Here is an 11,924-nt window from a genome sequence, read left to right as displayed (position 1 = left end):
ATCGGGTGCAGCGGATGTGACCGCCGGCACGTGACAGGGACGAACCCGCCGACCACAGAGGATCGACATGACCGTACGGCCGGACACCGGGCCGACCCGGGCCGTCACGCCACCCGTGGACTTCACCGACCTCTACGAGGGCCACTTCCACCGGATCGCGGTGCAGTTGCAGGCGTACCTGGGGGACCGGGCGGAGGCGCAGGACCTCACCCAGGAGGCGTTCTGCCGACTGCTCGAACGCTGGGACCGGGTCAGCGGGTACGACGACCCGTCCGCCTGGGTGCGCCGGGTCGCCTGGAACCTGGCGACCAGCCGGCTGCGCCGGGTGCGTACCGCCGTCCGGCACCTGGCCCGGCAGCGGGAGGAGTACGTGCCCGGGCCGGAACCCGACCGGGTGGCGTTGACCCGGGCGCTGGCCACCCTGCCCGCCACGCAGCGGCGGGCGATCGTGCTGCACCACCTGGCCCAGCTGAGCGTCCGGGAGATCGCCGAGCAGGTCGGTGCGGCGGAGGGCACCGTCCGCTCCTGGCTCTTCCGGGGACGCGCCGCGCTGGCCACCCACCTCACCGAGCGGCAGGAGGCCCACGATGCGTGAGACCGCCCTGGACGAGATGTTCGCCGAGTTCGAGGCCGACGCCCGTACCGTCATCCGCCCGCCGGGGGTCGCGGCGGCCCAGGCCCGGGTCCGCGCGCGCCGGCGGCGGCGCCGGGGCCTGCTGGCCGGGATGATCGCCCTGCTGCTGGGCGGTCCGGCCGGGGCGTTCGCCGTGGCAGGCCGCCACGACGGACCGCCCACCCCGCCGGAGCCCCCGGCGATGGCCCGGCGGACGGTCGTGGTGCCGGGGGCGGTCGGGGAGCTGGCCGACCTGGAGTTCGTGGACGCCCGGCACGGCTGGGCTCTCTTCACCACCTGCACCCGGGAGGCTCCCACCGGCTGCCGACGGACGCTGGGAAGGACCACCGACGGCGGGGCGACCTGGCAGGGTTCCGCGCTGCCGGTCTCCGACGGCGGCGCATACCTGGACGCGCTCGACGGGCAGACCGCCACGGTCGTGACCGGGCAGGAGTTCCATGTCACCACGGACGGCGGCCGCACGTTCACCCGCCATCCGGAGAGTGAACCGCCCTTGGAGCAGCGGGCGTCGCCAAACTCGCCCTCCGGCTTCCGGCTGGCCTGCCCGCCGGAGCTGGAGGCGCGCGGGCAGGACTGCGCGTCGTTCCACCTCGCCCGGGTCGACTCCCGCCCGGTCCGGCAACAGCCTCCGCTGACCCTCGACCGTGGCTCCGCTGCGGACCTCGTCGAGGGCAACGACGGGCGGCTCTGGGTGAGCACGATGACCGACGGCCGGACGACCGTCGTGGTCAGCGCCGACCAGGCGCGCACCTGGCGGAAGCTGCCGTCCGTGGCGGCCGAGGGCCGGCCCGTCGTCTCGCCGGAGGGCACGGACGTCTGGCTCGTCGACGGTGCTGAACGCGCCGTCTGGCACCTGGTCGGCGACGAGTGGCAGCCGCGACCGGAGTTGCCGCACCGGCTGTCGGCCAACGGGGTCGCGGCGGCGGGCGAGGGCGCGATCCTCGTCAACAGCTTCGGCCGGGTCGGCTTCTACGTGAACGGCAGCTACGTCGACCAGCCGGCGCTGCGGGACGCCCTGGCACACAGCGGGAGCAGCGAGGTGGCGCTCCGGGCGCTGCGCGACGGCACCCTCGTCCTCCAGGGTGAGGGAGCCTGGCGCATCGTCGGCGTCGGCTCGGGCACCGACCGCACCTGGACCTGGTTCTCCTGACGTCGGCACCTGCGGTCGAACGGGGTATCGGCCGCCCGGGGTGACCGTCGCGCCGCTCCCCACCGGGCGGGCCCGGCTGACCGGCCCTCGTCAGGCGCGGCGGTGCACCAGCCGCCCGGCGACCACGGTGGCCAGGCAGGTGCCGTCGTCGGCGAAGACGGCCAGGTCGGCCCGGCCGTTCGGGACCAACGCCGGCGGGCGCGGGCCGTCCAGCACCGTGACGTCGTTGCGGGCGGCGGCGGACCGCAGCTCCGGCTCGGTGACGTGCGCGGCGAGCACCGCGGCGACGCCGAGCCGGAACAGCGCGTGCACTCGCTCGCGCGGGCTCGGTGCCGGCGGCAGGGGCCCGTCGTGCACCAGCGCCGGCCCGAGGGTGCCGGCCCACCGCCGCACCCGCACCTGCGGGTACGCCTCCGTCAGCTCGTCCAGCGGCGCGACCGCCTCGATCCGGTTGCCGGTGACGAGCACCGCGCGGCCGGCGACCGGCTCGTCGTCCGGCGTCGACCGCAGCAGCGTGGCGGCGTGGATGGTCCGCACGGTCAGTCGCTGACCGGCCCGAGCAGCGGGCGCTTGGCGGTGACGGTATCGCCCGAGGACCGCCCGGTGAGCCGCCGCTTGATCCACGGGGCCAGGTGCCGGCCGGCCCAGCGCAGGTCGGCGGCGCGGGCGGCCAGCCAGGGCGTGGGAGCCGGCTGCTCGGGGACCAGCAGCCACTCCTCGTCGCAGCCCACCCCGAGCGCGGTCAGCACCTGGGCGGCGACTCGCCGGTGCCCGGCGGCCGACAGGTGCAGCCGGTCGGTGCTCCACAGCATCGGGTTGAGGAAGGTGTCGTCGGCGTACAGGTCGACCAGGATCGCGCCGTGCCGCTCGGCGGTCTCGCCGACCGCCCGGTTCATCAGCTCCATCCGGGGGGCGACCAGGCGCTGGCCGGGCAACCGCGCCATCACGTCGGCAAACCGGAAGAGGATCACGTCGGCGCCGCCGGAGCGGAGCTGCCGCACCACGTCGTCGAAGCGGGTGACCAGGGCGTCCGGGTCGAAGGTACGGCGCAGCGCATCGTTGCCGCCGGCCGCGAAGCTGATCAAATCGGGCTTCATCGCCAGCGCGGCGGGCACCTGCTCGGCCACCACGCTGGGGAAGAGCCGGCCCCGGATGGCCAGGTTCGCGTACCCGAAGTCCGGGCCGGCCTCGGCGGCCAGTCGGGTCGCCACCAGGTCGGCCCACCCGCGGTAGGTGCCGTCCGGGTACGCGTCATCCATGCCCTCGGTGAAGCTGTCCCCCACCGCGACGAAGCTGCGCCAGCGCACGCCGCCTCCCCCTCACGCTCTTCGTTGCCTGCGGCGACCAGTCTGACACCGGGTCCGACCCGCGCAGCTACCCGTCGGGCGAACGTGGCGGAGGTCATCGATCCGGTTCCACCAGGGACCGCTACCCGGCGGCTCGGCTCACCGGTCGTCCGGGGGCTCGACCATCGGCCGCCGGTACGGCCCCCACGCGACGAACCGGGCGAACAGCTCCCGTGGAGTGGGCCCGTCGTGCGGGTTCAGCCGGAACAGGTCGTGGGTGGCCTCGTGATAGAGCCCGGAGAGGTAGATGGCCAACTCGACCGGCTGATCGGCGTACTCGATCTTGAGCAGCAGCCGGGCCTCGGCGCAGGGCCACGGCAGGCCGCAGGCCCGGCACACCCAGAGCGGGCGGATCGGCAGGTGCGGCCGGCGGCCCGGCGGATACGCCCGAGGCCGATCGGCATGCGGGCCGAGGCGGGGTACCGGGAGCTGGCTGAAGATCACCCGCTGCTCCCGTTCGCCCGGCACCGCAACCAGCGGAGCGGTTGGCGCATCTCGACCTCCTCCGGACGTGGGGCGGGGCCGCCCCTGCGCGGGGGGTCACGGGCGGCCCCAGAGCGGGCCGGACGGAAGGCGACCCGCTACGTGACAGTCTGGTGAGGACACCATTACCGTCGGAAGGCATCGACGCTGGTCGGGGCGAAGCCCGGTCAGCTCTTCCGGCCGCGGGGACGGGCCGTGGAGACGCCGAGGGAATCGTGGAGGAACTGTGGAAGGCGAGCCGACCGCCGAGCTGATCCGGGCCCAACTGCGCCGGCTGCGGGTGAACGCCGAGCTGAGTCAGGAGGAGTTCGGGAAACTCGTCCACTTCTCGGGTTCCCAGGTTTCCGCGGTCGAGCTGGGCCAGCGCCCGCTCGACCGGTTCTTCCTCAAGCGGGCGGACGAGGTGCTGGGCACGGGCGGGCTGTTGACGTCGCTGCTGAAGCTCGCCGAGCGGGACGGGCAGCCGAGCTGGTTCCGGCCTTGGTTGGAGGCGGAGCGCCAGGCCCAGCAGTTGAGGTGCTACCAACCCACGCTGATTCCGGGGTTGTTGCAGACGGAGAACTACGCGCGAACCGTCATCCGCGCCAATGGCACGCTCACCGACGACGAAGTCGACAAGCGAGTGGCCGTCCGGATCGATCGACAGTCCATCTTCCTCCGGCCGAACCCGCCTGAACTCGTGGCGGTGATCGAAGAGGTCGTCCTTCGTCGGGTTGACGAGGACTTTCAGGGAATCATGGCGGAGCAGATCACCTGCCTGATCGAACGAGCAGGTCTACCAAACATCAGCGTGCATCTCATCCCGACCGAGGTCAGCATGCACGTCGGGCTGACCGGGCCGTTCACTCTCGCGCGCGGCGTGGACGCAGGGTGGATCGGACACCTGGAGAACCATCTGGGTGGCGTTGTCATCGACAAGGATGACGAAATGGCTATCCTGCTGTCGCGGTGGGAAGGCGTTCGGAACGAGGCGCTGTCTCGCCGGCAGTCCATCGAGCTGATGAAGGAAGTGGTGACGTCATGGACCTGACCGGCGCTACCTGGCGTAAGTCCACCCGCAGCGGCCAGGGCGAGTGCATCGAGGTTGCCGACACGGTCTGCGGCGTCGTCGGCGTCCGCGACAGTAAGGACCCGGCCGGCCCCGTGCTCACGTTCGACCCGCAGACCTGGCGAGCGTTCGTCACCTTCGCCAAGCGGCGCTGACAGTCTGGGCCCGCCCACCTACTGACCGAACGTGAATCGCAGGTTCGCGTTGATCAGCTGGTTGAGTCGCTTACGCATGTGCCCCAGCAGCGCCGGCTCCGGCAGCGGCTCGGCCAGGAACAGGGTCCAGCGCAGGTCTGTCCCGCCTCCGCCGTCGGACAGGAGGTCGAACCGTACCCGCGCGTCCGGCCGTTTCCGCCAGATCGAGGACCAGATGACGAGGTGCGTTGCCTCGCTGCTCAGCAACTGCGGTCGATCCTCGTCATTTAGGAGCAGCAACCAGGGGCGAGCCGGATCGCGATCCGGCTCCGTCAGCACCTCGAAGATCACGTGGGGCGGTGCGGGCTGATTGCGCTTGCGGGAGCCACCTTCGAGCATGCCAAAGGCTAGACAGCCGCCTGCACTGCTGATCGGCTTCAGACTGCCGAGTTGGACCACGCTTCGTGCATAGTGATCGCATGGTTGCTCTCCGGATTCGTGACGTGCCGGAAGAGGTACGGGAAGCTCTGGCCGCCCACGCCGAAGGCCGAGGCCAAACACTCCAGGCGTACCTGCTGGAACTGGTGGGGACACAGGCCCGCCGCCTGCGCCACACCTCGCTCGTCAACCATGTCGGCGGCAGATCGTGCGGATCGCGCTCGCTGACGGATGGAAGCGCAGCGGAGTTGGCCGACCAGCGTGAACAGCACGGACCCTGAGGGGATGCGATGCGTCCGTCCTCGCGGCTGCCCTGGTCGACGACGGGCCGTCCCGGAGGACGGCCCGCCCTGTCGTACCCGATGGGTCAGTCCACGGCGGCGATGATCTGCATCGACGCCAGGCTGCTCGGCTCGGGCTTCTCGGCGACCTTCTTCCCGGCCTTGTCGACGAGGATCAGGGTGTACCGGCTGCCGCTGCGCACCCGGGCCACCAGCGAGCCGTCCGCCTGGAAGTAGGCCTGCCGCAGTTCGCGGCCGCCCAGCGGCAGGCTGATCTCCTTGCCGGTCCGGGTGTCGAGCACGGCATTCACGATCAGGTCGCGGGCGGCGTCGCCATAGGTGCCGTCGCGGTCGATCCGGAACAGCGCGATCCGCCGCCCGTCCGGGGAGATGCTGGCGACGTCGAAGCAGACGTACCGGCTGCCCTTGCTGCCGAGGCCCGGGATGGTGCGCCGCCCGGCGCCGTTTCGGTCGGTGACGACGACGGTGCCGTTCGAGCCGTCGGCGAAGGCCACCGTGCCGTTGGCGGCCCAGACCGGGTGGCAGCCGTCGAAGCCGGCCACCTCGGTGAAGGCGCCGGACGACACGTCCAGCAGGCCGGCTTTGGAGAAGCTGCCGTCCGCCGCGCCCAGCCGCACGGTGAGCTGCCGGGAGTTCGGCGACCAGGTGGGCGACCAGCACATGTTGTCGACCAGGTCGTGGAGCTTGCGCTTGCCGGATCCGTCCAGGGCGGAGGTCCACAGCGCGCCGCCGTCCTCCACCCAGGCCACCCGGCGGCCGTCCGGCGAGACGGCGGCGTTGAGCTGCGCCGGGTTTACCGGCAGGGCGAGCCGCCGGACGGGGGTGTCACCCGGCTTCCACGAGTAGAGGTGGGTGGTCTCGGCCCCGCCCGGAGTGAACGGGCCGTAGTGGAGCCGGCCGAAGGTGGCGCTGCTGGCGGGCTGGCTGCTGGTCGACGTGGCCGGCGGGGCGATCGACGGGCTGCCGGAGGGCGACGGGGTCGGGGACGGGGTGGGCGACGGGCTGGCGGTGACCGACGGCGTGGTGCCGGGGATCGGGTCGGCACCCCGGTTCGGCAGGAACGCGAACGCGGTGCCGGTGGCCGCGCCGAACAGCACCACCGCCGCGGCCGAGGTGGCGACCGCGCGCTGGATGCCGATCCGGCGGGACGTCCGCAGGGCGCGGTCCCGCAGGTCGACCGGGGTGACCTCCTCGGCCAGGTCGGCGAGGTCGAGCCGGAGACGCTGGTCGTTCATCGGGCGCTTCCTTCCAGGACGTACAGCTCGGCGAGCTCGGGTGCGACGATGCGCAGCTTGGCCAGTGCCTTGGAGGTCTGGCTCTTGACGGTGCCGACGGTGACGCCGAGCAGCTCGGCGGCCTCGGCCTCGGTGCGGTCCTCGAAGAAGCGCAGCACCAGCACGGCCCGCTGCTTCGGGGAGAGCTTGGCCAGGGCCGCCCGCAGGGTCAGCCGCAGGGTGGTCTGGTGGGCGTGGTCGGGGCCCGAGTCGCCTCCGCGTGGTTCGGGCAGCTCGCCCGTCATCGACTCGGGCACCCGCCGGCGTCGCCACCAGGAGACCTGCAGGTGATACATGATCTTGCGGGTGTACGCCTCGGCGTTGCCGCTGTCGTGCAGCCGACCCCACGACCGGTGGGTACGGGCCAGTGCCGACTGGACGAGATCCTCGGCGAGGTGCTGGTCACCGGTCAGCAGGTAAGCCGAGCGCAGCAGCGCCGGCGTCCGGGTACGGACGAACGAGTCGAACTCACTCAGGAGAGGGTCCACACGAGCCGATCCTTGGGGTAGTCGTTGATGCCTTTCCAGACGCCACCCCGGGATCGCCGGGTTGCCGGCCGGACGGCCGATGTGCGCGACAAGTTTCGGCACCGACCCGCGTAATGGCGTCGCCGGCCCCGCCGCGCCGGTCGTACGCTGCGCGAATGCTGCTACGTACGTCGACCCTGCTGCTGCGGACCCTGCGCGAGGATCCGGCGGACGCGGAGGTGCCGAGCCACCGGCTCCTGCTGCGCGCCGGTTACATCCGTCGCGCCGCGCCGGGCGGCTACACCTGGCTGCCGCTGGGCAAGCTCGTGCTGGACCGGGTCACCGAGATCGTCCGGTCGGAGATGACCGCCGTCGGCGACCAGGAGGTGCATTTTCCGGCGCTGCTGCCGGCCGAGCCCTACCGGACCAGCGGCCGGTGGACGGAGTACGGCGACCTCCTCTTCACCCTCGCCGACCGCAAGGGCGCCGAGCACCTGCTCGCCCCGACGCACGAGGAGATGGCCACGCTGCTGGTGAAGGACCTCTTCACCTCGTACCGGGACTTCCCGGTGACGCTGTTCCAGATCCAGACGAAGTTCCGCGACGAGGCCCGGCCCCGGGCCGGACTGCTGCGCGGGCGCGAGTTCCTGATGAAGGACGCCTACTCGTTCGACCTCGACGAGGCCGGCCTCCAGGAATCGTACGAGCGGCACCGGGCGGCGTACCGGCGGGTCTTCGACCGGCTGGGGCTCGACTACACGGTGGTGCACGCGACGTCCGGGGCGATGGGCGGCTCGGCGTCGGAGGAGTTTTTGGCCGCGACGCCGGTCGGCGAGGACACCTTCGTCGGCTGCACGGAATGCGACTACGCGGCGAACACCGAGGCGGTGACCACCCCCGCCCCGGCCGCCGCGGACCCGGACGCGCAGCGGGCCTCCGAGGTGCACGACACCCCGGAGACACCCACCATCGCCTCGCTGGTCGAGTTGGCGAACACCCGCCGGCTGGCCGACCGGGACGACTGGACCGCCGCCGACACCCTGAAGAACGTCGTGCTGAGCGTGCGCCGGCCGGGCGTGGAGTCGTCGGACCTGCTGGTCATCGGGCTGCCCGGTGATCGGGAGGTGGACCTGAAGCGGGTCGAGGCGGCCCTCGCCCCGGCCACCGTGGCCGTCTTCGACGACTGGGCCGCCCATCCGGAGCTGGTCCGCGGCTACATCGGACCGCAGGTCATGGCGAAGCTCGGCATCCGCTACCTGGTCGACCCGCGGGTGGTCACCGGCACCGCCTGGCTGACCGGCGCCAACGAGCCGGGCCGGCACGCCACCAACGTGGTCGCCGGCCGCGACTTCACCCCGGACGGCACCATCGAGGCGGCCGAGGTGCGCCCCGGCGACGCCTGCCCGGCCTGCGGCACCGGTGAGCTGACCATGCGCCGGGGCATCGAGATCGGGCACATCTTCCAGCTCGGCCGCCGCTACACCGACGCCTTCGCGGTCGACGTGCTGGGCTCGGCCGGCAAGCCGGTCCGGCCCACCATGGGCTGCTACGGCATCGGGGTCTCCCGGGCGGTGGCCGCGATCGCCGAACAGCACCACGACGAGCGGGGACTCCTCTGGCCGGCGGCGATCGCGCCGGTCGACGTACACCTGATCGCCGCCGGCAAGGGGCCGCAGCTCGACGCGGCGCTCGACCTCGGCGGGCGACTGTCCGCCGCCGGCCTGCGGGTCCTGGTCGACGACCGGGTGAACGTCTCCGCCGGGGTGAAGTTCACCGACGCGGAGCTGATCGGCATCCCGCGCGCCGTCGTGGTCGGCCGCCGGCTCGCCGACGGGTACGTCGAGCTGCGCGACCGGGCCGGCGGCGAGCGGGTGGAGCTGCCGGTGGACGGGCTGGTCGAGCGGCTGGTCGACGAGGTGGGCCGAACCCTCGGCAACCGGGTGTAGCGGGCGCGCCACCGGGTACCGCTGCGGGATCGAGCAAGGGTGTTATCGGAGGCTCTCATGTACCGGGTCAGTGACGTGATGACGAAGCAGGTGGTCTACCTGTCGGCGGAGACCACCCTGGACGAGGCGGCCAGGGTGATGAAGGAGGCGGACATCGGCGACGTGGTGGTCACCGACGGCGCCACCCTCGCCGGCGTGCTGACCGACCGCGACATCGTGGTGCGGGCGGTGGCCGAGCGCAGCGACCCGTCGGCCACCACCATCGGCTCGATCACCACCCGGGAGGTGGTGATGATCGAGCAGCACTCCACCGCCTCGGAGGCGGCGTCGCTGATGCGCGAGCGCAACATCCGGCGGGTGCTGGTCTGCGACAACGAGCGCAAGCTGGTGGGCATCGTCTCCCTGGGCGACCTGGCCATGCAGCTCGACCCGACCTCGGCGCTGGCCGACATCAGCGAGGCGGCGCCGAACGCCTGACCCGTGATCGACCCGGTGCCCCTCGCTCTCGTGGGCGTGGCGGTGCCGGGTCGATGGCCGCCAGCCGCGACCTTCGTCACCGGAAGCCGGGTCGCCGATCGTCGACCGCCGGGCGTCCCGGGCGGGCGGCGGTAGCCTGGCGGGATGCCCGAGATGCCGACGAAGCTGGCCGAGATCGTCGAGGAGTTCGCCGCCGCACCCCGCGACGTGGTGCTGGAGATGCTGCTCGAATACGCCGACGTCATCCCGCCCCTGCCGCCGGGCGTGGACCGGGAGGGCATGGAGCAGGTGCCCGAGTGCCAGACCTCGTTCTTCCTCCGCGCCGAGGTCAACCCGGACCGGACGGTGAGCACGATCTTCGACTGCCCGCCGGAGGCGCCGACCACCCGCGCCTTCGCCGGCATCCTCGCCGAGGGCCTGGACGGGGCGAGCACCGAGCAGGTGCTGGCCGTGCCGGACGACCTCTACCAGCGGATGGGGTTGGCCCAGGCGATCAGCCCGCTGCGGGTGCGCGGCGGCACCGCCATCCTGGCCCGGCTCAAGCGCCAGGTCCGGGAACAAGCGGCCTGAGCTGGCTGTTCACCCCCGTTATGGAGATCGAGATCTACGCCGACGTGGTCTGCCCCTGGTGCTGGATCGGCAAGCGCCGGCTGGAGCAGGCGTTGGCGTCGTACGGCGGTGACGTGACCGTCCGCTACCGCCCCTTCCAGCTCGACCCCACGCCGGTGACCGAGCCGAAGCCGCTGGTGGAGGCGATGGCCGCGAAGTTCGGTGGCCGGGAGCGGGCGGAGGCGATGTTCGCCCAGGTCACCCAGGTCGCGGCCGGGGTGGGGCTGGACCTGCGCTTCGACCGCGCGGTGCAGGCCAACACCTTCGAGGCGCACCGGCTGATCCGGTACGCCACCGAGCGCGGCCTGGCCGAGGAGATGGTCGAGGCCCTCTACGCGGCGCACTTCACCGACGGGGTGGATCTCGGCTCGCGGGACGCGTTGGTCGAGCTGGCCGGCAAGGTCGGCCTGGACGAGACCGAGGTCCGCGACCACCTCGACTCCCCGGTCGGGCGCCGCGAGGTGGCCGCCGACCTGACCGCCGCCCAGCAGCTCGGGGTGAGCAGCGTGCCCACCTTCGTGCTGGCCGGCAAGTACGCGGTCACCGGCGCGCAGGAGCCGGAGACGCTGCTGGCAGCCCTGTCCGAGGTGGAGCGCCGCGAGTCGGGCGCCTGACCGGGCATCGATCCCCGTGATGTTTCACGTGCAACCACATCGACGGGCGTGACGAGCTGGCCGGCTGAGCCGACCCGATGAGCTAGGCCGGGCGGGCCAGTCCTTCGACGACCCGGGCGCCGGGCAGTGCGCCGAGCGCCGGGCCCGGCAGCGCTATCTTGCTGTGCCGGACACCGGATCCGATGATCACGTGCGGGGTCGCGATCACCCGGGAGTCGACCAGGATCGGCCAGCTCTCCGGCAGGCCGATCGGGGTGATCCCGCCGTACTCCATGCTGGTCAGCTCGACCGCGTCGGCCATCGGGGCGAAGCTCGCCTTGCGCACGTCGAGCGCCCGCCGAACCACCCCGTTGACGTCCGCCCGGGTGGTGGCGAGCACGACGCAGGCGGCGTAGCGGATCTCCCCCTCCCGCTTGCCGGCGACGACGACGCAGTTCGCCGACACGTCCAGCCCCACCTCGTACGCCGCGCAAAAGGCGGCGGTGTCGGCGAGCGTCGCGTCGATCGGGGCGACCAGCACGTCCTCGACGTCCACCGGAGCCTCGACCGGCCACTGCGCCAACGCGGCGGCGACCGGCGACGCCAGCAGGTCGGTTCGGGTGCGGGCAGGCTCGGTCTTCAACGTCCCCATCACGGTTGCGATCCTCGCACCCGCCGCACTGATCCGCCCGTCGGCACCCGCCCGGCCGGCGGGGTTGATCGACCCCGCTTGCGGCGTGTCGCGGTGTCCCACGCTGCCGAAGCCGCGACACGCCGCAAACGGGGTCGATCACGCCGGCCCGGACGCGGGCTCAGTTACCGCTGAGGAAGGCGTTCTCGCGCATGAAGGCGCGGTCGTCGGCGGTGGCCGACTGGGCGACCCGCAGCACCTGCGGCCGGCGGGCCTCCAGGTCCTCCATGCCGTGCCGGACGGCGAGCCGGATCACGCCGTAGAGGAAGACGAACCCGAAGACGTAGAGGATGACGGTGGCGATGACGGTGAACATGGCGCCACGGTAAGGC

General features: G+C 72.5%; 17 protein-coding genes. 8 read left to right on the top strand and 9 right to left on the bottom strand.

What is annotated here, in order from left to right; translation table 11 throughout:
• The first annotated feature begins 67 nt into the window (after positions 1-67).
• Entirely contained in the window at positions 68-595 is a 528-nt protein-coding gene (locus ACTMS9_RS00340) for an RNA polymerase sigma factor (protein WP_441163840.1), read from the top strand.
• Complete coding sequence (locus ACTMS9_RS00335) at positions 588-1,784, top strand: hypothetical protein (protein WP_441143600.1); 1,197 nt, start codon at positions 588-590, stop codon at positions 1,782-1,784. The genes ACTMS9_RS00340 and ACTMS9_RS00335 overlap by 8 nt, the downstream gene beginning before the upstream one ends.
• A 90-nt stretch (positions 1,785-1,874) precedes the next feature.
• Here the strand turns inward: ACTMS9_RS00335 and ACTMS9_RS00330 are convergent, their stop codons facing one another.
• The 3 genes from ACTMS9_RS00330 to ACTMS9_RS00320 all read right to left on the bottom strand — a co-directional run bounded on the left by ACTMS9_RS00330 (position 1,875) and on the right by ACTMS9_RS00320 (position 3,598).
• Positions 1,875-2,321 (bottom strand): imidazolonepropionase-like domain-containing protein, encoded by a 447-nt coding sequence (locus ACTMS9_RS00330; RefSeq protein WP_441163839.1) that lies wholly within the window; start codon positions 2,319-2,321, stop codon positions 1,875-1,877.
• Between the two features lie 2 nt (positions 2,322-2,323).
• Positions 2,324-3,091 (bottom strand): SGNH/GDSL hydrolase family protein, encoded by a 768-nt coding sequence (locus ACTMS9_RS00325; protein WP_088959629.1) that lies wholly within the window; start codon positions 3,089-3,091, stop codon positions 2,324-2,326.
• Positions 3,092-3,229: 138 nt separating this feature from the next.
• Positions 3,230-3,598 carry a hypothetical protein gene (locus tag ACTMS9_RS00320; RefSeq protein WP_441163838.1) on the bottom strand — a complete coding sequence of 123 codons (369 nt, stop codon included), beginning with the start codon at positions 3,596-3,598 and terminating at the stop codon, positions 3,230-3,232.
• Positions 3,599-3,839: 241 nt separating this feature from the next.
• On the opposite strand from ACTMS9_RS00320, the gene ACTMS9_RS00315 reads away from it, so the two are divergent.
• Together ACTMS9_RS00315 and ACTMS9_RS00310 are read left to right on the top strand one after the other, a co-directional pair.
• Positions 3,840-4,643: a helix-turn-helix domain-containing protein gene (locus ACTMS9_RS00315; RefSeq protein ID WP_441163837.1), complete on the top strand. Its 804-nt coding sequence runs from the start codon at positions 3,840-3,842 to the stop codon at positions 4,641-4,643.
• A complete protein-coding gene (locus ACTMS9_RS00310) occupies positions 4,634-4,816 on the top strand; it encodes a DUF397 domain-containing protein (RefSeq protein ID WP_357616931.1) in 183 nt (60 codons plus the stop codon). The genes ACTMS9_RS00315 and ACTMS9_RS00310 overlap by 10 nt, the downstream gene beginning before the upstream one ends.
• 18 nt (positions 4,817-4,834) lie before the next feature.
• On the opposite strand, the gene ACTMS9_RS00305 is transcribed toward ACTMS9_RS00310, so the two are convergent.
• From ACTMS9_RS00305 to ACTMS9_RS00290, 4 genes are all read right to left on the bottom strand, one after another.
• Complete coding sequence (locus tag ACTMS9_RS00305; protein WP_441163836.1) at positions 4,835-5,254, bottom strand: hypothetical protein; 420 nt, start codon at positions 5,252-5,254, stop codon at positions 4,835-4,837.
• On the bottom strand, positions 5,233-5,505 hold the full coding sequence (locus ACTMS9_RS00300; RefSeq protein ID WP_441163835.1) for a hypothetical protein: 273 nt from the start codon (positions 5,503-5,505) through the stop codon (positions 5,233-5,235). Before ACTMS9_RS00300 ends, ACTMS9_RS00305 begins: the two co-directional genes overlap by 22 nt.
• A 95-nt stretch (positions 5,506-5,600) precedes the next feature.
• On the bottom strand, positions 5,601-6,770 hold the full coding sequence (locus ACTMS9_RS00295; RefSeq protein ID WP_441163834.1) for a hypothetical protein: 1,170 nt from the start codon (positions 6,768-6,770) through the stop codon (positions 5,601-5,603).
• Positions 6,767-7,297 carry a SigE family RNA polymerase sigma factor gene (locus ACTMS9_RS00290; RefSeq protein WP_280838900.1) on the bottom strand — a complete coding sequence of 177 codons (531 nt, stop codon included), beginning with the start codon at positions 7,295-7,297 and terminating at the stop codon, positions 6,767-6,769. Before ACTMS9_RS00290 ends, ACTMS9_RS00295 begins: the two co-directional genes overlap by 4 nt.
• A 155-nt stretch (positions 7,298-7,452) precedes the next feature.
• On the opposite strand from ACTMS9_RS00290, the gene ACTMS9_RS00285 reads away from it, so the two are divergent.
• The 4 genes from ACTMS9_RS00285 (at position 7,453) to ACTMS9_RS00270 (ending at position 10,922) form a co-directional block, all read left to right on the top strand.
• Positions 7,453-9,222: a proline--tRNA ligase gene (locus tag ACTMS9_RS00285; RefSeq protein WP_441163833.1), complete on the top strand. Its 1,770-nt coding sequence runs from the start codon at positions 7,453-7,455 to the stop codon at positions 9,220-9,222.
• Between the two features lie 57 nt (positions 9,223-9,279).
• A complete protein-coding gene (locus tag ACTMS9_RS00280) occupies positions 9,280-9,699 on the top strand; it encodes a CBS domain-containing protein (RefSeq protein WP_210773569.1) in 420 nt (139 codons plus the stop codon).
• A 144-nt stretch (positions 9,700-9,843) separates the two neighbouring features.
• On the top strand, positions 9,844-10,269 hold the full coding sequence (locus ACTMS9_RS00275; RefSeq protein WP_441143620.1) for a SufE family protein: 426 nt from the start codon (positions 9,844-9,846) through the stop codon (positions 10,267-10,269).
• 20 nt (positions 10,270-10,289) lie between these two features.
• A complete protein-coding gene (locus ACTMS9_RS00270; protein ID WP_441143622.1) occupies positions 10,290-10,922 on the top strand; it encodes a DsbA family oxidoreductase in 633 nt (210 codons plus the stop codon).
• Between the two features lie 82 nt (positions 10,923-11,004).
• Here ACTMS9_RS00270 and ACTMS9_RS00265 read toward each other — a convergent pair whose 3' ends face one another.
• Together ACTMS9_RS00265 and ACTMS9_RS00260 are read right to left on the bottom strand one after the other, a co-directional pair.
• Positions 11,005-11,553, bottom strand: a complete 549-nt coding sequence (locus ACTMS9_RS00265) for a YbaK/EbsC family protein (RefSeq protein ID WP_441144023.1) — start codon at positions 11,551-11,553, stop codon at positions 11,005-11,007.
• A 160-nt stretch (positions 11,554-11,713) separates the two neighbouring features.
• A complete protein-coding gene (locus tag ACTMS9_RS00260) occupies positions 11,714-11,908 on the bottom strand; it encodes a hypothetical protein (protein ID WP_441143624.1) in 195 nt (64 codons plus the stop codon).
• Positions 11,909-11,924: the final 16 nt, after the last annotated feature.

The organism is Micromonospora sp. L31, from assembly GCF_052068075.1.
Lineage (GTDB): Bacteria > Actinomycetota > Actinomycetes > Mycobacteriales > Micromonosporaceae > Micromonospora > Micromonospora purpureochromogenes.
Note: the sequence above shows the minus strand (reverse complement) of the source record. Positions and strands in the feature narration are given on the sequence as shown.

What these genes read in the sequence shown, in the direction of transcription:
- ACTMS9_RS00340 (WP_441163840.1), top strand. Translation starts at nt 68, where the DNA reads ATGACCGTACGGCCGGACACCGGGCCGACCCGGGCCGTCACGCCACCC.
- ACTMS9_RS00260 (WP_441143624.1), bottom strand. Translation starts at nt 11,908, where the DNA reads ATGTTCACCGTCATCGCCACCGTCATCCTCTACGTCTTCGGGTTCGTC.
- ACTMS9_RS00265 (WP_441144023.1), bottom strand. Translation starts at nt 11,553, where the DNA reads ATGGGGACGTTGAAGACCGAGCCTGCCCGCACCCGAACCGACCTGCTG.
- ACTMS9_RS00280 (WP_210773569.1), top strand. Translation starts at nt 9,280, where the DNA reads ATGTACCGGGTCAGTGACGTGATGACGAAGCAGGTGGTCTACCTGTCG.
- ACTMS9_RS00295 (WP_441163834.1), bottom strand. Translation starts at nt 6,770, where the DNA reads ATGAACGACCAGCGTCTCCGGCTCGACCTCGCCGACCTGGCCGAGGAG.
- ACTMS9_RS00275 (WP_441143620.1), top strand. Translation starts at nt 9,844, where the DNA reads ATGCCCGAGATGCCGACGAAGCTGGCCGAGATCGTCGAGGAGTTCGCC.
- ACTMS9_RS00285 (WP_441163833.1), top strand. Translation starts at nt 7,453, where the DNA reads ATGCTGCTACGTACGTCGACCCTGCTGCTGCGGACCCTGCGCGAGGAT.
- ACTMS9_RS00335 (WP_441143600.1), top strand. Translation starts at nt 588, where the DNA reads ATGCGTGAGACCGCCCTGGACGAGATGTTCGCCGAGTTCGAGGCCGAC.
- ACTMS9_RS00310 (WP_357616931.1), top strand. Translation starts at nt 4,634, where the DNA reads ATGGACCTGACCGGCGCTACCTGGCGTAAGTCCACCCGCAGCGGCCAG.
- ACTMS9_RS00270 (WP_441143622.1), top strand. Translation starts at nt 10,290, where the DNA reads ATGGAGATCGAGATCTACGCCGACGTGGTCTGCCCCTGGTGCTGGATC.